This is a genomic window from Nocardioides daphniae (assembly GCF_004777465.1).
GTDB lineage: Bacteria > Actinomycetota > Actinomycetes > Propionibacteriales > Nocardioidaceae > Nocardioides > Nocardioides daphniae.
This window is the reverse complement of the sequence record NZ_CP038462.1, coordinates 726400-751926: the sequence shown is the minus strand read 5'-3', so window position 1 is coordinate 751926 and position 25527 is coordinate 726400. Positions and strand designations below refer to the sequence as shown.

Annotated in this window: 21 protein-coding genes and 4 pseudogenes; 8 read left to right on the top strand and 17 right to left on the bottom strand. The window is 72.3% G+C overall.

The genetic code is table 11. From position 1 onward, the window contains the following. Position 1: 1 nt before the first annotated feature. From E2C04_RS03655 to E2C04_RS03645, 3 genes are all read right to left on the bottom strand, one after another. On the bottom strand, positions 2–1201 hold the full coding sequence (locus tag E2C04_RS03655; protein ID WP_135831582.1) for an ABC transporter substrate-binding protein: 1200 nt from the start codon (positions 1199–1201) through the stop codon (positions 2–4). Positions 1202–1486: 285 nt separating this feature from the next. Beyond that, the gene (locus E2C04_RS03650; RefSeq protein ID WP_238694413.1) at positions 1487–1942 is read right to left on the bottom strand and encodes a type II toxin-antitoxin system PemK/MazF family toxin; all 456 of its coding nucleotides are present in this window, start codon (positions 1940–1942) and stop codon (positions 1487–1489) included. Between the two features lie 287 nt (positions 1943–2229). Next, positions 2230–2835 carry a hypothetical protein gene (locus E2C04_RS03645; protein WP_135831581.1) on the bottom strand — a complete coding sequence of 202 codons (606 nt, stop codon included), beginning with the start codon at positions 2833–2835 and terminating at the stop codon, positions 2230–2232. Between the two features lie 272 nt (positions 2836–3107). Between E2C04_RS03645 and E2C04_RS03640 the strand changes: the two genes are divergently transcribed. After that, positions 3108–3434 (top strand): DUF222 domain-containing protein, encoded by a 327-nt coding sequence (locus tag E2C04_RS03640; protein WP_135831580.1) that lies wholly within the window; start codon positions 3108–3110, stop codon positions 3432–3434. Then, positions 3431–4381, top strand: a complete 951-nt coding sequence (locus tag E2C04_RS03635) for an HNH endonuclease signature motif containing protein (RefSeq protein ID WP_135831579.1) — start codon at positions 3431–3433, stop codon at positions 4379–4381. The genes E2C04_RS03640 and E2C04_RS03635 overlap by 4 nt, the downstream gene beginning before the upstream one ends. 11 nt (positions 4382–4392) lie before the next feature. On the opposite strand, the pseudogene E2C04_RS21215 reads toward E2C04_RS03635, so the two are convergent. From E2C04_RS21215 to E2C04_RS03625, 3 genes and pseudogenes are all read right to left on the bottom strand, one after another. Further along, positions 4393–5426, bottom strand: a pseudogene (locus tag E2C04_RS21215) (DUF3418 domain-containing protein). Between the two features lie 107 nt (positions 5427–5533). Then, a pseudogene (hrpA, locus tag E2C04_RS22235) lies at positions 5534–8296 on the bottom strand (ATP-dependent RNA helicase HrpA); the annotation flags it as partial. A 53-nt stretch (positions 8297–8349) separates the two neighbouring features. After that, positions 8350–8856, bottom strand: coding sequence for a pyridoxamine 5'-phosphate oxidase family protein (locus E2C04_RS03625; protein WP_135831578.1), 507 nt, complete (start codon positions 8854–8856; stop codon positions 8350–8352). Positions 8857–8925: 69 nt separating this feature from the next. On the opposite strand from E2C04_RS03625, the gene E2C04_RS03620 reads away from it, so the two are divergent. Further along, the gene (locus tag E2C04_RS03620; protein WP_135831577.1) at positions 8926–9753 is read left to right on the top strand and encodes an SDR family NAD(P)-dependent oxidoreductase; all 828 of its coding nucleotides are present in this window, start codon (positions 8926–8928) and stop codon (positions 9751–9753) included. Between the two features lie 28 nt (positions 9754–9781). Here E2C04_RS03620 and E2C04_RS19195 read toward each other — a convergent pair whose 3' ends face one another. From E2C04_RS19195 to E2C04_RS20685, 3 genes are read right to left on the bottom strand one after another with little or no spacing between them, the layout of a single operon-like run. Beyond that, complete coding sequence (locus tag E2C04_RS19195; protein WP_275106557.1) at positions 9782–10546, bottom strand: threonine/serine exporter family protein; 765 nt, start codon at positions 10544–10546, stop codon at positions 9782–9784. Between the two features lie 46 nt (positions 10547–10592). Beyond that, positions 10593–10817 (bottom strand): threonine/serine exporter family protein, encoded by a 225-nt coding sequence (locus E2C04_RS20690; protein ID WP_275106556.1) that lies wholly within the window; start codon positions 10815–10817, stop codon positions 10593–10595. Further along, positions 10772–11134, bottom strand: a complete 363-nt coding sequence (locus E2C04_RS20685) for a threonine/serine exporter family protein (RefSeq protein WP_275106555.1) — start codon at positions 11132–11134, stop codon at positions 10772–10774. The genes E2C04_RS20690 and E2C04_RS20685 overlap by 46 nt, the downstream gene beginning before the upstream one ends. Positions 11135–11221: 87 nt before the next feature. Between E2C04_RS20685 and E2C04_RS03610 the strand changes: the two are divergent. Next, positions 11222–12353: pseudogene (locus tag E2C04_RS03610) on the top strand (glutamate--cysteine ligase). Between the two features lie 10 nt (positions 12354–12363). Here the strand turns inward: E2C04_RS03610 and E2C04_RS03605 are convergent. After that, positions 12364–13530, bottom strand: a complete 1167-nt coding sequence (locus tag E2C04_RS03605; protein WP_135831576.1) for a site-specific DNA-methyltransferase — start codon at positions 13528–13530, stop codon at positions 12364–12366. A 10-nt stretch (positions 13531–13540) separates the two neighbouring features. After that, on the bottom strand, positions 13541–14074 hold the full coding sequence (locus E2C04_RS03600; protein WP_135831575.1) for a hypothetical protein: 534 nt from the start codon (positions 14072–14074) through the stop codon (positions 13541–13543). A 56-nt stretch (positions 14075–14130) separates the two neighbouring features. Between E2C04_RS03600 and E2C04_RS03595 the strand changes: the two genes are divergently transcribed. Further along, entirely contained in the window at positions 14131–14718 is a 588-nt protein-coding gene (locus E2C04_RS03595) for a mismatch-specific DNA-glycosylase (protein WP_135831574.1), read from the top strand. On the opposite strand, the gene E2C04_RS03590 is transcribed toward E2C04_RS03595, so the two are convergent. The 3 genes and pseudogenes from E2C04_RS03590 to cysS form a co-directional block, all read right to left on the bottom strand. After that, positions 14712–15863: a calcium-binding protein gene (locus E2C04_RS03590; protein ID WP_135831573.1), complete on the bottom strand. Its 1152-nt coding sequence runs from the start codon at positions 15861–15863 to the stop codon at positions 14712–14714. The genes E2C04_RS03595 and E2C04_RS03590 overlap by 7 nt on opposite strands. Positions 15864–17666: 1803 nt before the next feature. Continuing rightward, positions 17667–18604: pseudogene (gene rlmB, locus E2C04_RS03585) on the bottom strand (23S rRNA (guanosine(2251)-2'-O)-methyltransferase RlmB); the annotation flags it as partial. A gap of 16 nt (positions 18605–18620) precedes the next feature. Next, positions 18621–20057: a cysteine--tRNA ligase gene (gene cysS / locus E2C04_RS03580; protein ID WP_135831572.1), complete on the bottom strand. Its 1437-nt coding sequence runs from the start codon at positions 20055–20057 to the stop codon at positions 18621–18623. 172 nt (positions 20058–20229) lie between these two features. Here cysS and E2C04_RS03575 point away from each other — a divergent pair, with 172 nt between their 5' ends. Then, positions 20230–21417, top strand: coding sequence for a peptidase C39 family protein (locus E2C04_RS03575; RefSeq protein WP_238694412.1), 1188 nt, complete (start codon positions 20230–20232; stop codon positions 21415–21417). 15 nt (positions 21418–21432) lie between these two features. Here the strand turns inward: E2C04_RS03575 and E2C04_RS03570 are convergent, their stop codons facing one another. Then, entirely contained in the window at positions 21433–23010 is a 1578-nt protein-coding gene (locus E2C04_RS03570) for a molybdopterin-dependent oxidoreductase (RefSeq protein ID WP_229721333.1), read from the bottom strand. 121 nt (positions 23011–23131) lie between these two features. Here E2C04_RS03570 and ispF point away from each other — a divergent pair, with 121 nt between their 5' ends. Further along, positions 23132–23569: a 2-C-methyl-D-erythritol 2,4-cyclodiphosphate synthase gene (ispF, locus tag E2C04_RS03565; protein WP_229721425.1), complete on the top strand. Its 438-nt coding sequence runs from the start codon at positions 23132–23134 to the stop codon at positions 23567–23569. Here ispF and nirD read toward each other — a convergent pair. Continuing rightward, entirely contained in the window at positions 23490–23927 is a 438-nt protein-coding gene (gene nirD / locus E2C04_RS03560; protein WP_135831570.1) for a nitrite reductase small subunit NirD, read from the bottom strand. The genes ispF and nirD overlap by 80 nt on opposite strands. A gap of 114 nt (positions 23928–24041) precedes the next feature. On the opposite strand from nirD, the gene E2C04_RS03555 reads away from it, so the two are divergent. Further along, positions 24042–24824, top strand: a complete 783-nt coding sequence (locus tag E2C04_RS03555; RefSeq protein ID WP_135831569.1) for an IspD/TarI family cytidylyltransferase — start codon at positions 24042–24044, stop codon at positions 24822–24824. A gap of 34 nt (positions 24825–24858) precedes the next feature. Here the strand turns inward: E2C04_RS03555 and E2C04_RS03550 are convergent, their stop codons facing one another. Further along, the gene (locus E2C04_RS03550) at positions 24859–25440 is read right to left on the bottom strand and encodes a 2-C-methyl-D-erythritol 4-phosphate cytidylyltransferase (RefSeq protein WP_238694411.1); all 582 of its coding nucleotides are present in this window, start codon (positions 25438–25440) and stop codon (positions 24859–24861) included. Positions 25441–25527 lie beyond the last annotated feature (87 nt).

Sequence of the window (25527 nt, the reverse complement as noted above, 5' to 3'; positions counted from 1 at the left end):
GTCACTCCTGGTCGTCGGGGCTCTCGCTCGGCTCGAGGGTCTCGGGGCTCAGCACGGTGCGCGAGGCCTCGTCGATCTTCTCGGTGATCGCCTCGAGGTCGATCTCGCCCGGGTCGAGCAGCAGCTGGCGGACGAACGGACGCACCGCCTTCTCGAGCTCGTCCCACGACGCCACCAGCGGCGGGAACTCGATGCCGCGGATCGCGGAGTTGAAGACCCGCGAGCGGGCCGGCATCTGGCCCTTCTGCAGGAAGTCGTCGGAGGCGGCCACCGTCAGGTTGGCGGGCACGATCGCGCCGGCCTTCGTGACCTCGACCGTGGCCTTGTCGCCGACGAGGTGGGCGATCAGGTCGGCCGCCTGGCCGGGGTGCTCGGTCTCGGCGGAGATGCAGAGGCCGTGCACGTCACCGACGGTGGCGGCGCTGCCCAGGTAGGGCATCGGCATGACGTTGAACTGCAGGTTCTTCTCGCGGCGCAGCTCGGGGACGAGGGCGCGCTGGCCGGCGATCATCGAGACCTTGCCGCGCTTGAACCACTCGAGCGCCGAGCGCTTGGCCAGCTTGTCCTCCGGCAACGTGATGCTGGCGTCGCGCAGCACCGGCAGGGCCTCCTCGAGCGCCTCGCGGGTCTCGCCGGAGGAGAAGTTCAGCGACGTCGGTTGCTTGTCGTCGTCGAAGAGCGAGCCGCCTGCGGACAGGATGAAGGGGGCGAGCCCCTCGACCGTGGCGTCGATGTGGACGCCGGAGACGCCGCGTACGGGACGGGTGCCGAAGCGGGCCGCCTCCGCGAACTGCGGCATCCGCCAGCGGTCCCAGCGCGAGGAGACGTCGAGGCCACGCTCGGTCATCGCGTCGAAGTCGACGAACTTCTCGTTGATGAACATGACCGTCGGCGAGATCGAGTACGCCATGCACTGCAGGTCGCCGTCGAGGCTGAAGGACTCCACCGCGTCGCGGGAGAACTTGTCGCCGAAGTCTACGCCGCGCTCGTCGAGCAGCTCGCTCACCGGGCGCGTCAGCTCCTCGTCCATCGCGAGGCGCAGGTCGGTGCGCGAGAGCAGGAAGACGTCGGGCACCTGCTCGGGGTCGCCGCTGGCCAGCGCGTCACGCCCCGCCTTCTGCGACGTCCACTCGACCAGGTTGGCCCGGGTGCTGCGGTTGCCGTCGTTGAAGTCGCGGAGCACCGAGTCCCACGCCACCATCTCGGCCTCGGTCCCGAAGACGCCGAAGCTGAGGTTGTCCGGCTCCGCGGCGATGGTCGGGCTCGGGGTGCCGCTGGGCCCGCCGGTGGGCTCCTTCTCGCCATTCGTGCAGGCGCTCGCGGTGAGCGCGAGGTGAGCAGCGAGGCCAGGACCAGGGCAGGGCGGCGGGTCGTCATGGGGCGGGGATCATCTCTTTCAGGCCGAGCGCGCACGGAGGTGCGCGGGGTGTGTCGCCGGGTCAGCCTACCGACCGTCGGGTGAGTGGCCGACGCCGCCGAGGTCGGCTCATCCGAGGTCGTGGAACTGCTTGGCGCGGGCCACCACCTGGTCGAAGACCGGCCTGGGCAGCGCGGCGCCCTCGCGCCGGATCGAGGCGTCGTCGAGGCGGAGCAGCCGGTCGAGGCGGACCTCGCTGGGGCGACCCTCGCGGTCCCAGCCACCGGCGCCGACGTCCATCCAGTGACGGCCGTGGCGGGCCTCACGCTCGGGGTCGCGGGTGTGGTCCTGGCTGCTGAGCATGAGTCCGACCCACTCGGAGTCGTGGTGCGCCAGGAGCAGCACGGGGCGGTCCTTGCCGCGCGTGGGGTCGTCCTCGTAGGGCACCCAGCCCCAGACGACCTCGCCCGGGTCGGGCTCGCCGTCGACCTCGACGGCGTACTGCACGACGGGACGCTCCTGGGTGGGCTGCGGACGGGCGCGCCCGCCCGGCTGGACGTAGCGCGCGGGGCGGCCGCTCGGCATGCGGCGGACGGTCGGCGAGGACGACGCGATCGCTCGACGGACCAGACGCTGGACAGAGGTGCGGAGAGGGCCCATGCCCGGCAGCGTAGCGGCGGTGCCGCGGGAGGAGTGGGGTGCGCCGGGCCGAGAGCACCTCTCGGCGCGTGGCCGCTCGTAGCGGCTAATTTTGGGACCCGGGGCTTCAGCAGCCCGGCGCACGTGGAGAGTCTATGCCGCGGTCGGTGAGGCCGCGAGCCCCTCGCGCGAGTTCGTTCTCACACGGACCAGCGGGAATGCTGGCCGCTGGTTCAGACGAGCGCGCCACGCGACTCGAGGCGCGACGCGGCCTCGAGTTGCTCGGCGAGCTGGAGCATCCGGACGGTCTCGTCGTGGCTCGCGTGGCCGAGGTGGGCGCGGCCGGTGGCGACGACGTGGGCGAAGGCGGCGGTGCGGTGGAGCACGTCGACGAAGTCGCCGCGCACGATGCCGTGGAGCACCTCGTCGACCATCACCAGCACCTGCTCGGGGCCGGGCGGGTCGGCGACGCCGGCCACGACGCCGGCGGCCTGGGCGGTCCCGCGACCGGCGCGGAACTCCTCGGCGACCCGACGCGGGTTGCCCTTCACCCAGGTGGTCAGCAGGTAGAGCCGCCACAGCGTGCCGGCCAGCGAGTCGCTCGGCGACCCGGACCAGATGTCGGCGAGCACCTCCAGCCCTTCGGTCTCGGCGAGGCGCACGACGCGGTCGATGAGCACCTCGTCGCCCTCACGGCGTACGCCGCGCACGAGCATCGTCGCGGCCAGCTCGCCCGCCTCGCGGACCTGCGCCGGGTCGCTGCCGGTCATCTCCTCGAAGAAGGCGTCGGTGCGCACCACCGGGCGGTGGTGAGGGCGTGCGGCGGGGCTGTCACTCATGCGCCCCACGGTACGCCGCAGCGGGTGAGGTCGTGACGGGTCCCCGAAGGCCGTGCGGATACCCCATTCTGGGACTGCTGTTCGAACACACATTCGAATAATGTGGGTGTCAGGTTCCTCCCAGGACACCGGGCCTCTCTCGAGGGGCAGCCGGAGACGGTGGGGCCAGTTGCGAGGGTGACGTGATAGCTCGGGTGCCGGGCCTCCAGGAGCAGCGAACGAGTGGGTGCCACGTGTGGTGGTGCTCGTCGTCGTTGTCGAGGAGGTGGGTCATGCATCCGGTGAACGAGGTCGCCGAGGAGATGAGTGCGTCGCTGAAGTCGGTGTGCGACGTGAACCCGACGTTCATGAGCACCGACGAGAAGGCCAGTGCGCTGCTGTCGCTGCTGGAGGTCGAGTCGCGCACCGCCGAACTGCGGATGCGGGTGATGGCCGCCGCGGGCGACGTGGCCGAAGGCGAGGGATTCCGGTCGATCGCGACCTGGCTGGCCCACCACGGGCACGTACGTCGCGCCGACGCCGCCGCTGACCTGCGCCTGGCCGAGGCGTTGGACCGGGAGCGGCCGACGTTGGCGGCGGGTGTGCGCGAGGGCCGGTGACGATTGCGCAGGCCCGCGTGATCGCGGCTGCCGTCGAGGCGATCCCGGACCGGGTCGGTTGTGACGTGATCGAGGCCGCCGAGGCCAAGCTGGTCGAGCTCGCCGCCGACCACGACCCCAGCGACCTGGCCAAGCTCGGCCGCCGGATCCTCGAGGTCGTCGACCCCGACCGGTTCGAGGACGAAGAAGCCCGCCGGCTGGCCGATGCCGAGAAGCACGCCAGCGAGCGGCAGCGCCTGCGGATGCGGGCCCTGGGCGACGGCACCACCCGGATCACCGCAGTCGTGCCCGACGCCACCGCCGCCCGGCTGGGGACCTACCTTCACGCCTTCACCAACCCGCGCCTGGCCGACGGGGCGGTACGTGCCAACGCGACCGACCAAGAGGACGAGAAGCCTGCGGGGTTCGGGGCCCGGGTCACCCAACCCCGCCGCATGGCTGAGGCCTTCACCCAGCTCCTCGAGACCCTCGACCCCACGCGCCTGCCCATCCACGGTGGCGACGCCACGCACGTCATGGTCACCATCCCGTTCGAGGCGTTGAAGCGCGACCTCGGTGTGGCCACGATCGACAACGCCACCCCCGGTGACGGGTTCGACACCATCACCGCCGCCCACGCCCGACGCCTGGCCTGCACCGCCCGGATCATCCCCGCCGTCCTCGGCACCCACGGCGAGGTCCTCGACGTCGGACGCGCCTCCCGGCTCTTCACCAAGGCCCAACGCCGGGCCCTCGCCCTGCGCGACGGCACCTGCCGCGCCGAAGGCTGCGACATCCCCGGCACCTGGTCCGAGGCCCACCACCTCGTCCCCTGGGCCCACGGCGGGGTCACCGATCTCGACAACGCAGCGCTCCTCTGCAGCCGACACCACCACCGCGCCCACGACACCGCGTACGACCTCACCACACTCGCCAACGGCGACCTGAGATTCCACCGGCGGACGTAGGCCAGCACTGGTCAGCCCAGCGCCTTGCGGATCCTCTGGTCGCTCACCTTCATCGAGGTGCCCAGGTGCTGCGCCCAGAGCTGCACGCGGTACTCCTCGAGCATCCAGCGGGCCTCGCGCAGGTTCGCGTTCGGTGGACGCCCGGCGGGCAGCGCGGCGACCTGATGGAGCCAGGAGTCCTGGAGGTCGGCGACCTGGTCCATGAGCTGGCGGTCGCGGGCGACCTGCGCGGCGAGCTTGTCCCGGCGGTGGACGATCGCGGCCAGGTAGCGCGGGTAGTGCCGCAACTGCGCGGCGCCGGCCTCGCCGAGGAAGCCGCGGTGCACCAACCGCTCGAGCTGCGCCTTCATGTCGGTGAGCGCCGGCAGGGGGGTGTGCAGGTCCGCCCGACCTGACAGCGCCTTCTCGGTCTCCCGCCACGCGGCCAGCACCTTCGCCAGGTCGGCGAAGGCGGTGGGCAGCATCCGGTCCAGCTCGGTGCGAGCCACGGCGAGCAGCGCGTCGTACGCCGCCTGGTCGCGCACGACCGGGCGCGCGTCGACGACGTCGCTGACGACGGCGGCCCGCAGGTCCTCGACCATCTCCTGCACGGTCGGGTAGGGCGACGACGCCAGGGCAAGCTTCTCCAGGTTGGAGAGTCCGCTGAGCAGCGGCTCGGCGCTGGGCAGCGCGAGCAGCAGGAGGCGCGTACGCCCAGACGGTGTCGGGCAGCGGCCTCCTCCGCGGAGCCGAAGACACCCAGCCCCACGGTCGATCCCTCGTCGGTGAGCGCCGGGAAGCCGCGTACCTCGTGGCCGGCCCGACGCTGAGTGAACGAGCTCTCGATCGTGCCGAAGGTCCACGACGTCTGACCGGTGGCGGTGACGCCGGTGTCCTGGGCGACCTCGGCCATCGCGGCAGCGAACTTCGGCCGCAGTGGCGCCTTGAGGGCGTCGAGGTCCTTGCCGGTCGCGGCGACCTTGCCGTTGTCGGCGACCACCTTGAAGGTGGGGCGCAGGTGTGCGGGCAGCTTGTCGAGCTCCCACGCCTCGCGCGGCACGTGCACGCCGGTGGTCGCGCGCAGGAAGCGCTCCAGGGAGTCCAGCAGCGGCTCCTCCCCGGCGGCACGGCCGCCAGGAACGCCTTGGCCGTGTTGGGTGCGGGCACGAACGAGACCCGCAGCGGCTTCGGCAGCGTACGGATCAGGTTGACGACCAGCTCCTCGCGCAGCCCCGGCACCAGCCACGAGAAGTCGTCGGCCTCGACCTGGTTGAGGGTCGCCACCGGCACCTCGATGGTGAGGCCGTCGTCGGCCGCCCCCGGCTCGAAGTGGTAGCTGATCGGGAAGGTCAGCGCCTCGCCGTGCCACTGTGTCGGGAAGTCGCTCGCCGCGACCTCGTCGGCGGCCTGGTTGGTCAGCATCTCCAGGTCGAAGGTGAGCAGCTCGGGCCGCTTGCGGCGCTCGTCCTTCCACCACGCGTTGAAGTGCGCCCCCGAGACGACGTCGGCCGGGATCCGCTGGTCGTAGAAGTCGAAGAGGGTGTGCTCGTCGACCACGATGTCGCGGCGCCGGGCACGGTGCTCCAGCTCCTCGGCCTGGGCCAGCATCTCGTTGTTGCGGGTGAAGAACTTGTGCCGCCCCGAGGTCAGCTCGCCCCACTCCCCCTGCACCAGCGCGTGGCGGATGAAGAGCTCGCGCGACACCTCGGGGTCGATGCGGCCGTAGTTGACCGGGCGGTCGGAGACCAGCGGGACGCCGTAGAGCGTCACCTTCTCCAGCGCGGTCACGGCGGCCCGCTTCTTCGACCAGGCCGGCTCGGAGTAGCTGCGCTTCACCAGGTGGGCGCCGAGGCGCTCGGCCCACTCCGGGTTGATCGCGGCGTTCTGCCGGGCCCACAGCCGCGACGTCTCCACCAGCTCGCCGGCCATCACGAAGGCCGGGTTGGCCCCCTTCAACGCGCTGCCGGGGAAGATCGCGAAGCGCGACCCCCTCGCCCCCAGGTATTCACGCATCGCACGGCGCTCGGTCGGCTTCGCGCCCGGCCGCGGGCGCTCGCGCTCCTCCAGGGCACCGACGTGCGAGAGGAGCCCGGCGAGCAGCGCCTGGTGGATGCCGTCGGCGTCGTACGCCGCCCCGCCCTCGCCGTCCTCGGCGACGTCGTGGCTTCCCCGGGCCTGGCCGAGGTCGACCTTCATCTCCTTGCAGACCTGGCGCAGCTGCGACTCGAAGTCCTGCCACTCGCGCACCCGCAGGTAGTTGAGGTACTCCCGCTTGCACATCCGCCGGAAGGCCGACGAGGAGAGCTCACGCTGCTGCGTCCGCAGGTACTGCCACAGGTTGAGCCACGTCAGGAAGTCCGACGTCTTGTCCTTGAAGCGGGCGTGGAGCTGGTCGGCCTGCGCCTGCGCCTCGGCCGGGCGCTCGCGCGGGTCCTGCAGCGAGAGGGGGCGGCGATGACGATGACGTCGCGCACGCAGCCGAGCCGATCCGCCTCCAGGATCATCCGGCCCAGACGGGGGTCGATCGGCAGTCGGGCCAGACGCTGGCCCAGCTGGTGAGGCGACGCTGGTCGCTGGCCTTCGTCGAGAAGGCACCCAGTCCTCGAGCAGCTGGACGCCGGCGGTGACGTTGCGCTTGTCCGGCGGCTCGACGAACGGGAAGCGGGCGATGTCGCCCAGGCCGAGCGAGGTCATCTGCAGGATGACGCTGGCCAGGTTGGTGCGCAGGATCTCGGGGTCGGTGAACTCGGGGCGGCCCTCGAAGTCTTCCTCGGAGTAGAGCCGGATCGCGACGCCCTCGCTGACGCGGCCGCAGCGGCCCGAGCGCTGGTTGGCGCTGGCCTGGCTGATCGGCTCGATCGGCAGCCGCTGCACCTTCGTGCGCACCGAGTAGCGCGAGATGCGCGCGACGCCGGTGTCAACGACGTACTTGATGCCGGGCACGGTCAGCGACGTCTCGGCGACGTTGGTGGCGAGCACGACGCGGCGCACCGTCGAGGGGTGCGAGGAGAAGACGCGGTGCTGCTCGGCGGCGGAGAGCCGCGAGTAGAGCGGCACGATCTCGAGCCGGTCGGACTTGAGCGACTCGAAGGCATCGGCGGTGTCGCGGATCTCGCGCTCGCCGGGCAGGAAGACGAGCACGTCGCCGGGCCCCTCGGCGGAGAGCTCGCGCACGGCCTCGACGATCGCCTCGGTCTGGTCGCGGACGACCGGCTCGCCCTCCTCGTCGGTGGAGCCGAGCTCCATCAGCGGGCGGTAGCGGACCTCGACGGGGTACGTCCGCCCGGAGACCTCGATGATCGGCGCCGGCGTCCCGTCGGGCGCCGCGAAGTGCGCGGCGAAGCGCTCCACGTCGATGGTGGCGGAGGTGACGATCAGCTTGAGGTCGGGGCGCTTCGGCAGCAGCCGACGCAGGTAGCCGAGCAGGAAGTCGATGTTGAGGCTGCGCTCGTGGGCCTCGTCGATGATGATCGTGTCGTACTTGCGCAGCATCCGGTCGCGCTGCAGCTCGGCGAGCAGGATGCCGTCGGTCATCAGCTTGACCCGCGACGAGCGCGAGGTCTGGTCGGTGAAGCGCACCTGGTAGCCGACCACGTCACCGAGGCCCTCGCCGATGCCGTCGGCGGCGAGCTCCTCGGTGATCCGCTCGGCGACCGAGCGGGCCGCGATCCGGCGCGGCTGGGTGTGGCCGATGAGTCCGCCGGCGGCCCGGTCGCCGCGCCCTCGGCGACGGCCACGGCCGAGCTCCAGGCAGATCTTGGGCAGCTGCGTCGTCTTGCCCGAGCCGGTCTCGCCGGCCACGATCACGACCTGGTGGTCGCGGATCGCCTCGGCGATGTCGTCGCGCCGCTGGGAGACCGGGAGGTGCTCGGGGTAGGTGATCGCCAGGGTGGCCTGGGCGGTGGGCTCAGGGGTGGCAGCAGGGGGCGCGGACATCGTGCGCCCATTGTGCCCTGACGAGGAAGCCGAGCCCGAACCCTCCGGTCGGCTCACCGACCGTCGGGGCGGGCGTCGGGGCGGGCGTCGGGGCGGGCGTCGGGATGGTGCACCTCGTGGCCCGCCTGACCGGGGCCGACCCGGCGTCCACTCAGCGTCGGTGAGGGGATCCGCAGCAGCATCGGGCGGCGGCCGCCGGCCCACGGCGTCGTACGCGGCTCCGACGCTGCACCGAAGACCGCACCGTCCTTCTCCATCACCCGCTCGCAGGTGCCGAGGGCGACCACGCTCCACCCGGCATGGTGCTCGGGGTCGAGCTCGTCGACCTCGAACGCCACGGCCGCGCCCGGGGCGTACGACGCCAGCTCCGAGTAGGAGGTGGTGCGGAACTCGATCGCCCCCGCGTCGTCGACGCTGAAGTTGACCGGGACGATCCGCGGCCCGTCGGGCGTCTGGAAACCCACCCGTCCGACGGGTTGGCTGTGCAGGAGCGTGTGACACTCCTCGAGCGTGAGGTCGACCGCCGATCCGGTGCCGGCGTCCTTGTCGTTCGTCGCCATCCACCCATCGTCCCACGTCCCGGCGAGGACGTCGCCGGTCTCGGCCCGGGGGCGCTACTGTCGCGCCCCATGAGGAGTCTGAGCGGCAAGGTCGTCGTCATCACCGGAGCCGGGTCGGGGATCGGCCGCGCGCTGGCCCTGCGGTGCGCGCAGCAGGGGTCGCGGCTCGCGTTGAGCGACATCGACGCGCCGTCCCTGGCCGAGACCGCGCTGCTCGCCAGCCAGGTCGGCGCGAAGTCGGTGCACACCGAGGTCGTCGACGTCGCCAGCGCGGAGGCGGTCCACGCCTGGGCCGACGCCGTGGTCGAGCACTACGGCTGGGTCGACGCGGTGATCAACAACGCCGGTGTCTCCCTGTCGGGCGACTTCCTCGACCTGGAGCCCAAGGACATGGAGTGGATCATGGCGATCAACTTCTGGGGCGTCGTGCACGGCTCCCGAGCCTTCCTGCCCCACCTGATCGCCTCCGGCGACGGCCACCTGGTCAACGTCTCGTCGCTCTTCGGGCTGGTGTCGATGCCGTCGCAGAGCCTCTACAACGCCTCGAAGTACGCGGTCCGCGGGCTGAGCGAGTCGCTGCGCGAGGAGATGCTCGTCGCCGGCCACCCCGTGCACGTGACCGTCGTGCACCCCGGCGGCATCAAGACCGCGATTGCCCGCAACGGTCGCTGCGCCCCCGGGGAGGACCAGTCCGAGCTGGCCCGCAAGTTCGACGAGCAGCTCGCCCGCACCACCCCCGACGAGGCGGCCCGGGTGATCCTGCGCGGCATGCTGGCCGGCAAGCCGCGGGTGCTGGTCGGGGCCGACGCCCACGTCGTCCACACGCTCGCCAAGCTGGTCGGCGCGCGCTACCAGGACGTCGCGGCCAGGCTCAGCAAGCGCTTCGACGCCCGCTGAGCCGGCGGGCCGGGCTCAGACCTCGGGCTCAGGCCTCCGACTCCGTACGCGGCCCCAGTCGCCGCCGGCGCTCCCGCTCGCTGGCGCGTGACCGAGCCCGGGAGACACCGACCAGGCGCGGACCGGCGAGCCGCTGCTCGAGGCGGCGCGCCTCGCGCTTGACCGGCTGGGCGACGAACTCGCCCAGGATCACGCCGGCGGCCAGCGCGAGCGCGACCGAGGCGGCGGTGACCATGGCCAGCAGGCCCAGCGAGGTCGCCTCCCCGCCTTTGAGCAGGAGCGAGAGGCCGCGGTAGATCGTGAGGCCCGGCAGCAGCGGGACGACCGCGGGCACCACCACGACCAGCGGCGGGACCCGCACCCGGCCGGCGACCGAGTAGCTGACGACGCCGATGAAGAAGGCCGCGACGGCGGCCGCCAGCGGGCGCTCCATCCCGGCCTCCACCACCAGCCGGTAGGCCGCGAGGAGGCACCACCGATCACCGCGATGGGGAGCGGCCCGGCGCGGGGCGTACACCGAGAAGGCAAAGGCGGCCGAGCAGAGCGCCGAGCCCAGGATCAGCACGCCGAGCCCTTGCCACCCCGAGCGGCCCGGCTCGTAGGTGCCGATGTCGAGGCCGACCATCGCGCCGAACGAGAGGCCGCCACTGACGCCGGCGACGATGCCGACGGTGGCCATGATCGCCTCGGTGATCCGGGCCGTGCCGGTCAGGTAGAAGCCCGACAGGGCGTCCTGCAGCGCACCCATGAAGCCGACCCCGGCGAGCAGCATGACGATGTTGGCCGTGACCACCAGTGAGGATCGACGTCGAGCGGCAGGGCCGCGACCGCGACTGCCATCAGGCTGGCGATGATGCCGCACGACCTGGAGGTAGAAGAGCGGGAGCCGCTGGGGCGAGCAGCAGCTGGGCCTGGTCGATCGCCATGGCCGCGACGAAGGCGCTGAGCACCACCAGCCAGTTGCCGCCCAGGAAGAGGCCGACGACGGAGGCGCAGGTGACGCCGGTCGCGACGGTGATCAGCCATCGCCGGGTGGGCGGCGCGACCGAGACGATGGTGGCCATCCGGGTGCGGGCCAGGTAGAGGTCGAGCTCGCGGCCAGCAGGTCACGGACCAGGTGGTCGACGTTGGTCAGGTCGTCGTAGTCGATGGTGCGCTGGGCGACCTGCCGGATCATCACCAGCGTCGGCTCCGCGGCGTCGTACTGGTAGCTCATCGAGACCTGCGTGAAGGTCACGTCGATGTCGCTGTGGCGGCGCAGCCCCAGGTGCTGGGCCACCGCCCGCATCGTGGCGGTCACGTCCGCCGCGCCCGCGCCGTTGGAGAGCAGCATCTCGCCGATGCGCAGGCACAGGTCGATCGTGAGGTTGAGTTCCTTCACGTCCACTTCGGGTGGTGACTGGGGCACCTGCGTCATGGTGCCAGTTGCGTTCAACCCGTCGCACCCGCCCGCGCCTAGGGTGGTGGGGTGCGCATCGACTTCACCCCTTCCCCCCGTCCGACCCTGGGCGTCGAGTGGGAGCTCGCGCTGGTCGACCGCACCTCCCGCGACCTGGTCAACGGCGGCCCGCGAGTTCTTCGCGGCAGCCCAGCCCGGCCTGCCGCACCCCGAGCGGCTGCACCGCGAGATGCTGCGCAAACCGTCGAGGTGGTGACCGGGATTTGCGGCACGACCGCCGAGGCGATGGACCAGATGCGTACGACGTTGCGCGCCCTGCTGCCCGTCGCCGACGAGATGGGGGTCGACCTCTTCGGCGGCGGCGCCCACCCTTCGCCGACTGGACCGCGCAGGAGCTCACCCGCGGCACCGCTACGCCGAGCTGATCAACCGCACCCAGTACTGGGGCCGGCAGATGTTGATCTGGGGCGTCCACGTGCACGTCGGGCTGCCCGAGGAGAAGCGGGTCATGGGGGTGCTCAACGGTCTGCTCAACCACTACCCGCACCTGCTCGCACTGTCGGCCTCCTCGCCGATCTGGGGCGGGGTCGACACCGGCTACGCCTCCAACCGGGCCTTGATGTTCCAGCAGCTGCCGACCGCCGGGCTGCCCTTCCAGTTCGAGACCTGGCAGCAGTTCGAGTCGTTCGCCGACGACCAGCTCACCACCGGGGTCATCGACCACATCGATGAGATCCGGTGGGACATCCGGCCCGCGCCGCACCTGGGCACCGTCGAGACCCGGGTCTGCGACGGCGTCTCCACCGTGGAGGAGCTCGGCGCGTTGACGGCGCTGGTGCACTGCCTGGTGGTCGACCTCGACACCCGGCTCGCGGCCGGCGAGGAGGTCCCGACGATGCCGCCGTGGCACGTGCAGGAGAACAAGTGGCGTGCGGCCCGCTACGGCCTCGACGCCATCGTGATCCTCGACGCCGACAACCGCGAGCGGCTCGTCACCGACGACCTGACCGACACCCTCGAGCGGCTGGAACCGGTGGCCCGGCGCCTCGACTGCGTGGACGAGCTGCGCAGCGTCGAGGACGTCGTACGCTCCGGCGCCAGCTACCAGCGGCAGCGGCGGGTCGCCGAGGCCAGCGCCGGGGACCTCGTCGCCGTCGTCGACTCGGTCGTCGACGAGCTGCGTACGTCGCTCGCCCGCTGACCGCGGGCCGTCAGCGTTCCTCGAGACCGCCGCCCACCTGCTCGGCGACCGCCCGCAGCCGGGCGCGGGTGATGTCGGCGACCGTGGCCAGCCCGGCCAGGGCGGCGTTGGAGCCGGGCCGGACCGGCTCGGCCACGTTGATCGACAGGCAGGTGCGAGAGCCGCCGTCCTCGACGTTGAGCAGCGCCACCGCGTGGCCGGTGGTGCCGCTGCCGGCGAAGGGGTCGAGGACGCGCGCGTCGGCCGGCATCGTGCGCAGGATCCGGCGGGCCAGCCCGGTCGGCTTGGGCGACTCGAAGACGTGGCCGACCACGCTCTTCAGCTCGGCCACCGCGGTGTCGGTGGAGCCGACCTCCTCGGCCAGCCAGATCGTGCGCAGCTTCTTGCGGCGCCCGCCCGGCGCCTCGAGCCAGTCGCGCTGGAAGACGTCGACGCGCGGACCGTGCTTGCCACGGATCTCCCGGCAGACCAGGTCGTCGGGGCGGGCGTCGACCAGGGGCCGCGACCACCGCCACACCGCCGGTCGCCCGTCGCCGAAGACCGGGGTGATCTCCTGGCCGCCGTCGAACGGCTCGCTGGCCACCCGCCCGCTGACCGGGTCGCCCCAGAGCGGGAAGTGCATGGTCGGGGTGGAGACCGGGTTGAACTTCTTGTTCGTGTTGCGCAGCGGCAGGTGCCGGAAGGCGCGGCCGTCGTCGGCGGTCTGCGGGAAGTCGTCGGGGTCGACGGTGTCGGGGGTGCGGGCGTCGAGGACGCAGGCGCGGGCGTCCCGGGCGTACACGAGCAGGTACTCGTGGTTGGTGGCGAAGCCGCTGCCGAGCTGGCGGCCCTTGGCGTTGAGGTTGACGACGACCTGGGCGAGGAAGTTCTGCTCGCCGAAGACCTCGTCCATCAGCAGCCGCAACCGCGCCTGCTCATTGTCGTCGATGCTCAGGAAGACGGCGCCGGAGGGGGCGAGCAGCTCACGCACCGCCTCGAGCCGCGGGCGCATGAAGTCGACCCACGCCTGGTGGCGCCCGGCACGGCCCCCGTCCGGGCCGCGGAAGTCGTCGACGTACGAGAAGAGCGAGCCGGTGTTGTAGGGCGGGTCGCTGCACACCAGGTCGAACGAGCCGGGCTCGAGGCCGGCCATCACCTCGAGGTTGTCGCCCTCGACGAACGTGTTCCAGACGCCCACGCCGACCCCGTCAGTCGACGGCGACCAGGGCGAGCCAGGTCATCGGGGCCAGGCACTGGGTCTGATGCTTGGGCGGGCTGACCCGCACCTCGTAGGAGTCGCCCACCGGCACGACCGTCCAGTCGGAGGGGGCGTCGCAGCCCACCCACAGCACGGCCCCCTGCAGGTTCTTGTCGGGCTCGCGCTCGACGGCCTCCTGCACGTCGTGGATCAACGAGGCCGGTGCCTTGGCGGGCGCCAGCCACGCCTTGACGTCGGCGGAGCTGGCGAGGGGGACGGTCGCGCCCCCGGCCTCGCGGACCTTGATCCGGGTGTCGGTGAAGGTGGCGACCTCGGTGAAGGCAGCCTCGCCGTCGCTCGGCGACCCGGTGGGTGACTGAGACTCGCTGGGCGACGGGGCGCCCGTGTCGTCCGGCTCGGTGGTGGCCTCGTCGGTGCCGCAGGCGACCAGCGTCCCGAGGGCGAGGCCGGCGACCAGCAGGAGCCCGGCGGTGCGGGCGACGGCGGTGCGTGCGACGGTGGCGGTGTCCGCAGAGATGGTCATGGTGATCTGACGATAGCCGTGCTCGACCGGTTCCACCGGGTGACTACCCTCGCGCCATGGCCCGTTTCTCCCGCGCTGAGCTCGAGTCCTACCGCGACACGGAGGTCCCGGACCTGCTCGGCGACGACGTACGCCTGCTCTTCGTCGGCATCAACCCGGGGCTGTGGACCGCTGCGACGCAGACCCACTTCGCCCACCCGGTCAACCGCTTCTACCCGGCGCTGCACCTGGCCGGGATCATCGACCGCCGCATCGACCCCTCGGCGGGGATGACGCCGGAGGACCGCGACGCGATGCGCGAGCGCGGCATCGGCATCACCAACCTCGTACGTCGTGCCACCGCCCGCGCCGACGAGCTGACCCGGGACGAGTTGCGCGAGGGCGGCGAGGCCTTGGCCGCGTTGGTCGAGCGGGTGCGGCCCAGGGTCGTCGCGGTCGCGGGGATCACCGCCTACCGGCAGGCCTTCGGACGGCCCAGGGCCACGACCGGCCGTCAGCCCGAGCCGCTCGGCAGCGCCGAGCTGTGGGTGGTGCCGAACCCGTCAGGGCTCAACGCGCACCACACGGTGGCCAGCCTGGCCGAGGAGTACGCAGCCCCGGCCCGCGCCGCCGGGCTGGTGCCGGACGAGTCGCCCGCTCAGTAGGGCCAGTCGCTGGGGGCGGCCGAGCGCGGGATCACCTTGACGACCTCGCAGTCGATGGCGCCACCGTAGAGCTGGATGCCGTCGTTGGCGTCGCGCGAGCCGACGAAGTAGACGCGGTCGTAGCCGTCGTTGCAGTGGATGCGGTCGGCGTCACCGTCGTTGTGCACGTAGATGACGTCGTCGCCCTCCTCGCCGTAGACCTGGTCACGACCGGGGCCCATGTAGAAGACGTCGTTGCCCTCGTCGCCGGTGATGTTGTCGTCGTCACCGGTGTCGTCGACCAGCAGGTCGGCGCCCATGTCGCCGTCGAGCTCGTCGTCGCCCGCGCCACCGTAGACACGGTCGTTGCCCGGGCCGCCGGAGACGTGGTCGTTGCCGTTGCCGCCGTAGACGCGGTCGTTGCCCTCGCTGCCGTAGAGGCCGCCGGGCTCGTTGGGCTTGCCGGCGCGGCGGCGGTTGTCGTTGCCGTCGCCACCGAGGACCAGGTCGTCGCCGAAGCCGCCGAAGATGATGTCGCTGCCGGCGTCGCCGTGCAGCTCGTCGTTGCCCGCGTCGCCGTAGAGGTCGTCGTTGCCGGCGTCACCGTGGCCCAGGTCATCGCCCTGGCCGAGGTAGAAGAGGTCGTTGTCGTCGCCGCCCCAGGCCTTGTCGTTGCCACGCCCACCGAGCAGGTAGTCGTTGCCGGCCTCGCCGAAGATCTGGTCGTGGCCGTCAGAGCCGGTGAGGCCACGGATGGCACCGATCTTGACGTCGTCGTCGCCGGGACCGCCGTGGATCCGGTCATTGGCCGGGCCGCCGTGGACGGCGTCGCGTCCGCCGCCACCCCAGAGCTGGTCGTTGCCGCCCTGGCCCAGGAGCAGGTCGTTGCCCGCGTCGCCGTAGCCACGGTCCGTACCGTCACCGAGGTGGAGCCGGTCCCCGCCGGGGCCGCCCCAGATCGAGTCGTTGCCGGAGCCGGCGTAGACGAGGTCGCGGCCCCCCAGGACGGAGACCCGGTCGTGGCCGCCGAAGGCGCGCACGGTGTTGGCCTTGGCGTTGCCGCGGATCACGTCGTTGCCGTTGGTGGCCTTGCGCAGCGCGTGGGCCGGACCGACGGAGAGGGCTGCCAGGCCCGCGATGACGAGGAGTACGAGAATGCGTCGCATGGGGGTGCCTCCCTGGAAGGCAACGAGTGCAGAGACTGTTCTCGAGTGTCCCTAAAATTGGGGATCCCTACCAATTATTGGAGATATACGATGCCGGATCCGGCGATTCAGGAGCAGACCTCGGCGACAACGCTTCGCCAACGCACGCAAACCGTGTGACTGAGGTCACAGCGACGTACGGGCGTTCGCCCTGCGCCACCGCGGTCTGGACCAGCTCGGCCGAGGAGCGCGACCTCTCAGACGCCCTCGGGCAGGGAGAGCGCGGCGTACGGGTCGACCTGGAAGCGTCCGTCGGTGAGCAGCCGCACGACCTGGACTCCGGCCGGGCGGCCCGCCCCGTCGTAGGTCACGAGCGTCATGGAGGCGTCGCGGCGCGGCTTGCTGCCGACCGCGATCGCGTACGCCGCCCCACCCGTGGTGCCGTTGGTGAAGGTGTAGCCGAGCTGGCCGTCCTCGCCCTCGACGGCGGTCGGGCCGGCCGGGACGTGGTGTGGCCGCCCACCACCAGGTCGGCGCAGCGCAGCTCCAGCGCGACCTTCCCGAGGTTGGCGTCGTGGACGAGCAGGGTGTTGACCCGCTCCCCCGCCTCCTGGGAGTCGCAGGCCACGTCGGCGACGGTCTGTGCGGCCTCGGCGAAGGAGACCCCCTTCTCGTCGCGCCAGCTGCCCAGCCCGCTGCTGCGCGGGTCCGGGAAGCCGAGCAACGTCCCGCCACCGGGCCCCTCGACGACCTCGCCGTCGAGCTCGGTCCACCCCTTGCCGACCAGGTAGTCACCGACGAAGGAGCCGTGGTCGTGGTTGCCGGTGACGAACCAGCGCTCCATGTCACCGAAGGTCTTGTCCATCGAGTCGAGCGAGAATGCCTCCCAGGCCTTGCCCGTCGAGGTGTCGTCGCCGCCACCGAGGAAGGTGGTCGCGCCGGCGCGGTCGGCGACCGCCCGGCCACCCGGTCCATCCCGACGTTGTCGTGGCGGTCGGAGACCAGCAGCGCGACGGTCTCGTCGTCGGCCGGCTCCCGCACCTCGAGGTCGGCGGCCTTCTCGACAGCGGCGTCGTAGAAGACCTGCGACTTGGCGTAGGTGTCGAGCGCGCTCCCGATCAGGCGCTGGGTGCCGGTGGCGGTGCTGTCGGCACTGACCTCGACGCGCCGGGCCTGCTCGGGCACCGGCACCTCGTCGCCGAGGAACTCCTGCAGCGGCATCCACGAGCGGGTGCGCGCGACCTCCGGCTCCTCGTCGAGCCAGGGCTGCCACAGCGCGACGATCGCGGCGAGCACGAGCGCGACGGCGAGCACGGGGCGGGGACGCAGCGTGCGCAGGTCCTCCCACAGGTCGCGGCGACGAGCCGGCCCCAGCAGCAGGTGGACGATCACCGGCAACGAGCCAGCAGCCAGGCCACGCAACGCGGAGGCGAGGGCGAGCTCGACGACCGCGTCCCGTACGCCGGCGACCTGCGGCTCAACGTTGGAGGCGATCAGCGCGTAGCGGGCGAAGAGCTCCTCGGTCGACTCGGCATCGGTCTTGCCGAGCACGATGGTGACGCCGAGGCGACCGGGCAGGTCGAAGCGCACGTCCGGCAGCACCGGGCCGGTCTCGAGGACCGCGTGCCCGCTGAGCGTCGGGCTCACCTCGGCGTCGTGCCCGGCCAGCGGGACGTTGCGGCTGGAGTTGAAGAAGAGCGCCGAGCCGACCACGACCGCCGTCACCAGCCACACGGCCAGCAGCACCAGCCAGCGCACCACCTGGGGCCTGGAGGGACGGGGCACGGGTCGACCTACGCAGCCGGTCTTGGCGTCAGCCGCGGGCCTGGAGATCGCGTACAGCGTCACCGAGGCGGCGACACCCGCGTTGAGCGACTCCAGGTCGTTGACCATCGGGATGGAGACGATCTGGTCGCAGGTCTCGGTGACCAGGCGCGAGAGCCCCTTGCCCTCCGACCCGACCACGACGACCAGCGGGCCGCCTGCCAGGCCCTCGGGCGTGCAGAGCTCGGGCAGCGTCACGTCGCCCTCGGCGTCGAGGCCGATGACCATGCAGCCAGCCGCCTGGTAGGCCTTCAGCTGGCGGACCAGGTTGACGGTCTGGGCGACCGGGATGCGGGCGGCGGCACCCCGACGTCTTCCACGCCGAGGCGGTCATGCCGGCGGCACGACGCTCGGGGATCAGGACGCCGTGGGCGCCGAAGCCAGCGGCCGAACGAATCGCGGCACCGAGGTTGCGCGGGTCGGTGATCGAGTCGAGCGCCAGGATCAGCGGCACCTCGTCGTTGTCCGTCGCACGCTCGAGCAGGTCGTCGGGGTGGGCGTACTCGTACGCGGGCAATCGCGCGGCCAGTCCCTGGTGGACGGCGCCGCCGGTCATCCGGTCCATCTCGCCGCGGGTGACCTCGAGCATGTTCAGCCCCTGCTCGGCGGCCAGCTTGAAGGCCTCCCGCAGACGACCGTCTCGCGCCCTCGGCGACGTAGACCGCGGTCACGGGGATCTGGGCGCGCAGCACCTCGACGACGGAGTTGCGGCCGGCGGCCCACTCGGCGTCGGTCGACTTCGGGGCGCGACGGGGCTTGGTCGCGGCGACCTTCTCCTGCTTCGCCTTGATCTTGTACTGCTTGTGGTACGGCCGCTCGGAGGCCTTGGGCGTCGGACCCTTGCCCTCCAGCCCGCGACGGACGTGGCCGCCGGTGCCGACGGTCGCGCCCTTCTTCTGCTTGCGGATCGCGCCCTTGCGGTTGGAGTTGCCTGCCATTGGAGAGTCCTCGCGTTCAGTGGGTGGAGGACTGCCCCAGCGACCAGCGCGGCCCCTGCGGAGTGTCCTCGATCTCGATGCCAGCTGCCTTGATCCGGTCACGGATCGCGTCGGCAGCGGCGAAGTCCTTGTCGGCCCGGGCCTGCTGGCGCTGCTCGAGCAGGCCGGCGACCAGGGCGTCGACCGCCTCGGTGAGTCGGTCGGTGTCGCCACCCGCACCCTGCGCCCAGGCGGGGTCGGCGGGGTGCAGGCCGAAGACGTCGAGCATCGCCAGCACCTCCTTCGCGGCGCGCTGCGCGGTGGCGTCGTCGCCGTCGGCCAGCGCCTTGTTGCCCGCACGGACGGTGTCGTGGATGACCGCGACGGCCGCCGGCGTACCGATGTCGTCGTTCATCGCGGCGACGAAGGCGTCGGGGAGGTCGGCGAGCGTGACGCCGCCCGCGGCCCGCCCGTCGGCGTCCACCCGCTCCAGGAACGACTCGATGCGGCCGAAGCCGGTGACGGCCTCGTCGAGCGCCTCGAAGGAGAACTCGACGTGGCTGCGGTAGTGCGCCTGCACCAGGTAGTAGCGCAGCTCGATGCCGCGGTACTTCTGCAGCACCGCGGGGATGGTGAGCGAGTTGCCGAGCGACTTGCTCATCTTCTCGCCGGCCGTGGTGATCCAGGCGTTGTGCATCCAGTAGGAGGCGAAGCCCTGGCCGGCCGCGCGCGACTGGGCCTGCTCGTTCTCGTGGTGCGGGAAGCGCAGGTCCATGCCTCCGCCGTGGATGTCGAAGGCGTCGCCGAGGTACTTGGCCGCCATCGCCGAGCACTCGATGTGCCAGCCGGGGCGACCGCGTCCCCAGGGCGAGGGCCACGACGCCGTACGCGGCTCGGTCGCCGACTTCCAGCCCTTCCACAGCGCGAAGTCGCGCGGGTCACGCTTGCCGCGCGGGTCCGCGTCGGGGGCGGCCTCCATGTCCTCGACCTTCTGACGGGTCAGGGCGCCGTAGTCGGCGAAGGAGCGGACGTCGAAGTAGACGTCACCCGAGCCGTCGGCCGCCGGGTAGGCGTGGCCGCGCTCGATCAGCGCCTCGATCAGCTCGACCATCTCCGGCACGTGACCGGTGGCCGCGGGCTCGTAGGTCGGGGCGGCGACGTTGAGGGCGGCGTACGCCTTCGTCAGCTCGCGGTGCATGTCGTAGGCGAGGTTGTACCAAGGACGGCCCTGCTCGGCGGCCTTGGCGAGGATCTTGTCGTCGATGTCGGTGGTGTTGCGGATGAACGTGACGTCGTTGCCGAGCACGCGCAACCAGCGCTGGAGGACGTCGAAGTTGACCCCCGAGCGGACGTGGCCGACGTGCGGCTCGCTCTGCACGGTGAGGCCGCAGACGTACAGACCGACCTTGCCCTCGACGAGGGGGACGAAGTCACGGACCTCTCGGGTCGCGGTGTCGTAGATGCGCAGGCTCACGCCCGCGAGTCTAGAGGGGCCGCGGCGCGGCGCGCGCATCGTCGCTCCGCGGCTGACGCCCGCACCCGTTCCTGTGACTGCTGTGGCAGATGTGACTTATGGTCGACCGGTGCGTCCTCTGCTGCGAACCTCTCGGAACTCCCTTGCCACGCTCCTGACCTGCGCCCTCGGCGTGACGTTGGCCGTCTCGAGCGTCCCCGCCGCCCAGGCAGGCCAGTCAGCCCAGGCTGCCAGGAAGAAGGCCGAGACCACCCAGGTCCGCCACACCTCCTTCGACCTGGCCGCCGACTTCGCCCGGGGCAGCCGCTCCGGTGCCGTCGTCTCCGGTGACGCCGTGCGCCTGCGCTACCCGAAGGCGACCCGCAAGCTGGGCACCACGACGTACGACGTCGGCACCTGGACGTCGCCGTGGGTGGACGAGAAGTTCGCCTTCACCGAGCTGATCCCCTCGTGGCAGGCGAAGACGCCCGGCCGCAGCCTGGTCGAGGTGCAGGTGCGGCTGCGGACGAAGTCCGGCACCCGCACCACCACCGGCAGCTGGGACACCGTGGCCCGCTGGACCAAGGACAACACCTTCTTCAAGCGCACGAGCCTCGCTGCGCAGGGCGACGACCTCGCCCGCGTCGCCGTCGACACCGTGAAGGCGAACTCCTCGGCCGGCGCCACCGGCTGGCAGGTGAAGGTCGTGCTGATGCGCCGCAAGGGCGCCCCGGCCCGCCCGCAGGTCACCCGCGTCGGCGCGATGACCAGCAAGGTCGTCGCCCGCACCACCACCTCGAAGCCGGGCAAGGTCGTCGGCACCGTGATCGACGTGCCCCGCTACTCGCAGATGACCCACCGCGGCCACCACCCCGAGTGGGGCAACGGCGGCGAGGCGTGGTGCTCCCCCACCTCCACCGCGATGGTGCTCGAGCACTACGGCGCCAACCCGGCAGCCGGCCACGCCTTCAAGAGCGGCCACGCCGACGCCGTCGTCGACTGGACCGCTATGCAGACCTACGACCACGGCTACCGCGGCACCGGCAACTGGGCGTTCAACGCCGCCCACGCCGGCAGCCACCTGCGCCGCACCTACGTGACCCGGCTGGCCGACCTGCGCGCCGCCGAGCCCTTCATCAAGGCCGGCACCCCGCTGATCGTCTCGGTCGCCTTCGCCAAGGGCGGCCTGCGCGGCGCCCCCATCTCCTCGACCGCCGGCCACCTGATGGTCCTGGTCGGCTTCACCGCGAAGGGCGACGTGGTCGTCAACGACCCGGCCGCGAGCAGCAACGCGGGCGTGCGCCGGACCTACGACCGGGCGCAGTTCGAGAAGGCCTGGCTGACGAAGTCCGGCGGCCTCACCTACGTCTACGAGGACTGAGCTCAACCCTCACGGTCAGAGCGGGTCGTCGTCGACCGCGGTGAACGAGACCTCGTGCCACCCCGACGCCCCGTCGGGCAGCGGGTTGCGCTCGACGCCGGTCTGCACCTCGCCGGCCTTGCTGACCGCACGGACCCGCACCCGGTGCTCGCCGGGCTCCACGCGTACGTCGGCGGCCCACTGCACCCAGGTGTCGTCGGTGCTGGGTGAGGCGATCCGACCCGGCGTCCACGCGCCCCCGTCGACGGAGACCTGGACCTCGGAGATGCCGACCGTCTGCTGCCAGGCGACACCGGCGACGGCGAGGCGGCCCGACGGCACCTCGTCGCCCGAGCGCGGCACGTCGATGCGCGAGGCCAGGCGTACGGGCGCCTGCTCGGCCCACCCACGCTCCGTCCAGTAGGACTGGACGTCGGAGAAACGGGTCACCTCGAGGTCGACCACCCACTTGCAGGCCGACGTGTAGCCGTAGAGCCCGGGCACGATCGTGCGGGCCGGGAAGCCGTGCTCCAGCGGCAGCGGCTCACCGTTCATGGCGACGGCGATCATCGCGCCGCGGTCGTCCGTCATCGCGTCGAGCGGGGTCGAGCAGGTCCAGCCGTCGTCGGAGGTCTGGAGCACCGCGTCGGCGCCGGGCAGCGGACCGGCCTCACGCAGCAGGTCGCGCGTCATCACACCGCTCCACCAGGCGTTGCCGACCAGCTGGCCACCGACCTCGTTGGAGACGCAGTTGAGCGTCATCCACTCCTCCTGGAGGTTGCGGGCGATCAGCTGGTCGAAGGTGAGCACGATCTCGCGGTCGACCATGCCGTGGATCCGCAGGCGCCAGTTGGCGGGGTCGATGGCCGGAACGGCCAGTGCGGTGTGGATCAGGTAGAAGTTGTCGTTCTCGGTGCGCCACGGGGTCACCCCCGGCACTCCGATGCGGGCCCGCGCCGGCGTCGTACGCTGCGTCACCCCGGGGATCCGCAGCAGCCGGCGGCGGTCGAGGACGGCGGCCTTGCGGCGCTCGAGGAACTGGGCGGTGACGCCCGAGCAGGCACCCAGCAGACCGACGGTCGCGACCGCGGCCAGGAAGCCGCGGCGACCGGGCGCGTCGGCGACCGGCTCGTCGGAGGAGGGCTCGTCGGCGGAGGGGGCCGGCTCCGCCAGCACCCATGCGAAGACCTGCATGGCGACCAGCCAGACCGCGACGCCGGTGAGGACGGGCAGCGTCTCCGACGGGGCGGTGCCGTTGCGCAGGGCGACCGCGCCCAGGCCGACCGCCCCCAGGCCGACCCAGAGCAGCACCGAGGCCCACGTCCGGCGGGCCCAGAGCCAGCCGGCCACCGCGAAGAACGCCAGCAGCGCGACGACGATGGTGCCGACCAGCAGCGGCTTGGCCGAGGAGCCGAGCACCTCGATCGCCCGACTCGCCAGCGGGCCGGGGGTGGCGCGGATCGCGACCTCGGCCACCGCCACCAGCGGCGACTCCCGGACCGAGAGCAGGGAGGCGACCAGCTGGCTCGCGGCGACACCGGTGGCACCGGTGACGACGCCGGCCACTGCCCAGCGGCGCGTCGGGGTGCGCATCGAGGTCCGCGTCGAGGTCATGCGGCGATTCTTCCTCAGGCATGATCGTTCCGTGACCCACCGCCACGCCTTCGACGTCCCCTTCCCCCTGCCGCGCGTCGGGATCGGCACCGACGTGCACCGCCTGGTGGAGGGCGAGCCCATGCACCTGGGCGGCCTGCACTGGCCCGAGGAGACGGTGGGGCTGGAGGGTCACTCCGACGCCGACGTGGCCGCCCACGCCGCCTGCGACGCCCTCTTCTCGGCCGCCGGCCTCGGCGACCTGGGCTCCAACTTCGGTACGTCCGCCCCCGAGTGGGCGGGCGCCGCGGGCAGCGCGCTGCTCACCGAGACCGCTCGCCGGGTGCGCGCCGCCGGCTACGAGATCGGCAACGTCGCCGTGCAGGTCATCGGCAACCGCCCCCGCCTGGGGCCGCGTCGCGAGGAGGCCGCTGCGGCGCTGAGCGCCGCCGCCGGAGCACCGGTGACGGTGACCGCCACGACCACCGACGGGCTGGGCCTCACTGGACGCGGCGAAGGCGTGGCGGCCATTGCGGCAGCTCTGGTCGTCGGACCGTCGGCGCCCGCCGCGCCTGCCTGACGGGTCGCTCGACGGGGGTGCGCTCCCGGCGCGCCCCGACCTCGACGACGCCGTCGACCACGCGCACGTCGTAGACGGCGACCTGGATCGACGGGTCCTCGCGGCACTGCCCGGTCAGCAGGTCGAAGGAGTGGCGGCTCACGGGCGAGGCGATGAAGTCGAGGCCGCCCCGACGCCCCAGGATGCCGCGCGCCAGCACCGAGGCCTTGGAGAACGGGTCCTGGTTGGCGAGGGCGTACACGGCCCCCAGGGCCGTGCGGAAGATGGCGATCGCCTGCCCGTGCACCAGCGCCGCCACCCCACGGTCGACCTCGATCTCCTCGAAGTCGCACACCGCCTGCCAGGTCTCGTCGGTCATCCGACTTCCTTCCGTCAAGGGGGTCGAGACTAGGAAGGCGACGTTGCCGGGAGGGTGCACCCGTGTTTCAGGTGTGAAAACGGATCGGGGTCGTGCGCGGATAACCTGTCCGCCATGAGCAGCAGCGCCCCCCTCAGCGCCCCCCTCAGCGCCCCCACCAGCGCCCCCACCAGCGCCCCCAGCAGCGCGATCGTCATCCTGGCCGCAGGGTCGGGCTCCCGGGTCGGCGCACAGCTCGACGGCGTGCCGGTCAACAAGGTGCTGCTGCCGCTGCTCGACGCCCCGGTGCTCGTGCACTCGGTGCGCGCCGCGCTGGCCACCCCAGGCGTACGCCGCGTGGTCGTGGTCGCCCGCCCGGGCGAGGAGGCGCAGGTGACCGAGGCACTGGTGCCGCACCTGCCGGCCGACCCGGAGTCGTCCGGCACTCCGGAGGTCGCCCTGGTCACCGGCGGCGCCACCCGCCACGCCTCGGAGCGGGCCGCCCTGGCGACCCTGACGCCGTGGGTGGCGGCCGGCGAGATCGAGGTCGTCGCAATCCACGACGGCGCCCGCCCCCTGGTCGGCGCCGCGCTCTTCAGCGCCACCGTGGCGGCCGCGGCCGAGCATGGCGGGGCGATCCCGGTGGTCCCTGCGACCGGGCTGGTCACCGCCGACGCCCGGTCGGCACCGACCGGACTGGCGGGCGTCCAGACGCCGCAGGCGTTCCGCGCCGGGCTGCTGCTGGCGGCCTACTCCCGCGCCGAGCGTGAGGGCTTCGAGGGCACCGACACCGCGAGCTGCGTGGAGCGGTGGGCCGAGGGCGTACGCATCGCGGCGGTGCCGTCGACGGCGCGCAACCTCAAGGTCACCTTCCCCGAGGATGTCGCGCTCGCCGCCCACCTGCTGCGGTCGAGCTGACCATCAGCGCTGGGGCAGCACCGTCAGCGCTGGGTCAGGGCCTCGAGCAGCGCGACGTCGTCGACATCGGCGACGCGGCGGGCCTGCGCGGGCGCCGGCACGAGCTCGACCCGGAAGTGCTCGCGCAGCATCGGCACCAGCTCCTCGAAGTGGACGCTGGGCAGTGACGGCAGGGCGGCGACCACCGAGGCGGGCAGCACGACGGGCGAGGCCAGCGCACGCAGCTTTCACGGTCGACCGTCTCGCCGACGGCTCCGTCGTCGACCGTCTTCACGGTGTCGGTGACGGGTCGGACGGCGACGACCACGACGTCCTCGGTGACGGCGCGCAGCACGCAGGCGGCGATGAAGTCGGCCGGGGTCATCGGGCAGAGCGGGTCGTGGAGCACGACCGGCTCACCGGCGACGGCGATCTCCTCCCAGCTGGTGCCGGTGTCGACCGGCTGCACGCCGGACTCCCCCAGGCCCCAGGCGGCGCAGGCGACGAGCGCCTCGCCGTGGATGAGGGCGTACGGCAGTGAGCCTCGCCCCTCGTCGAGGAGCAGCCCCAGGGGGTGCAGGTCCTCGAGGTCGAGGAGGTCACGCGAGCTGAGGGTGTCGTCCGAGTTCTGGTTCATGGCGCCTCCACCGTATGCCCCCGCGCGGGGGCGCGTGCTGCCCGGGAGTCGACGAGGCCCCCACGGGCGAACCGTGGGGGCCTCGTC

What these genes read in the sequence shown, in the direction of transcription:
- E2C04_RS03555 (WP_135831569.1), top strand. Translation starts at nt 24,042, where the DNA reads ATGAGCAGCAGCGCCCCCCTCAGCGCCCCCCTCAGCGCCCCCACCAGC.
- ispF (WP_229721425.1), top strand. Translation starts at nt 23,132, where the DNA reads ATGCACCTGGGCGGCCTGCACTGGCCCGAGGAGACGGTGGGGCTGGAG.
- E2C04_RS03600 (WP_135831575.1), bottom strand. Translation starts at nt 14,074, where the DNA reads ATGACCATCTCTGCGGACACCGCCACCGTCGCACGCACCGCCGTCGCC.
- E2C04_RS03590 (WP_135831573.1), bottom strand. Translation starts at nt 15,863, where the DNA reads ATGCGACGCATTCTCGTACTCCTCGTCATCGCGGGCCTGGCAGCCCTC.
- E2C04_RS03645 (WP_135831581.1), bottom strand. Translation starts at nt 2,835, where the DNA reads ATGAGTGACAGCCCCGCCGCACGCCCTCACCACCGCCCGGTGGTGCGC.
- E2C04_RS03640 (WP_135831580.1), top strand. Translation starts at nt 3,108, where the DNA reads ATGCATCCGGTGAACGAGGTCGCCGAGGAGATGAGTGCGTCGCTGAAG.
- E2C04_RS20690 (WP_275106556.1), bottom strand. Translation starts at nt 10,817, where the DNA reads ATGGCCACCATCGTCTCGGTCGCGCCGCCCACCCGGCGATGGCTGATC.
- E2C04_RS03650 (WP_238694413.1), bottom strand. Translation starts at nt 1,942, where the DNA reads ATGCCGAGCGGCCGCCCCGCGCGCTACGTCCAGCCGGGCGGGCGCGCC.
- E2C04_RS03595 (WP_135831574.1), top strand. Translation starts at nt 14,131, where the DNA reads ATGGCCCGTTTCTCCCGCGCTGAGCTCGAGTCCTACCGCGACACGGAG.
- E2C04_RS03550 (WP_238694411.1), bottom strand. Translation starts at nt 25,440, where the DNA reads ATGAACCAGAACTCGGACGACACCCTCAGCTCGCGTGACCTCCTCGAC.
- E2C04_RS03620 (WP_135831577.1), top strand. Translation starts at nt 8,926, where the DNA reads ATGAGGAGTCTGAGCGGCAAGGTCGTCGTCATCACCGGAGCCGGGTCG.
- nirD (WP_135831570.1), bottom strand. Translation starts at nt 23,927, where the DNA reads ATGACCGACGAGACCTGGCAGGCGGTGTGCGACTTCGAGGAGATCGAG.
- E2C04_RS03570 (WP_229721333.1), bottom strand. Translation starts at nt 23,010, where the DNA reads ATGACCTCGACGCGGACCTCGATGCGCACCCCGACGCGCCGCTGGGCA.
- E2C04_RS03625 (WP_135831578.1), bottom strand. Translation starts at nt 8,856, where the DNA reads ATGGCGACGAACGACAAGGACGCCGGCACCGGATCGGCGGTCGACCTC.
- E2C04_RS03655 (WP_135831582.1), bottom strand. Translation starts at nt 1,201, where the DNA reads ATGGTGGCGTGGGACTCGGTGCTCCGCGACTTCAACGACGGCAACCGC.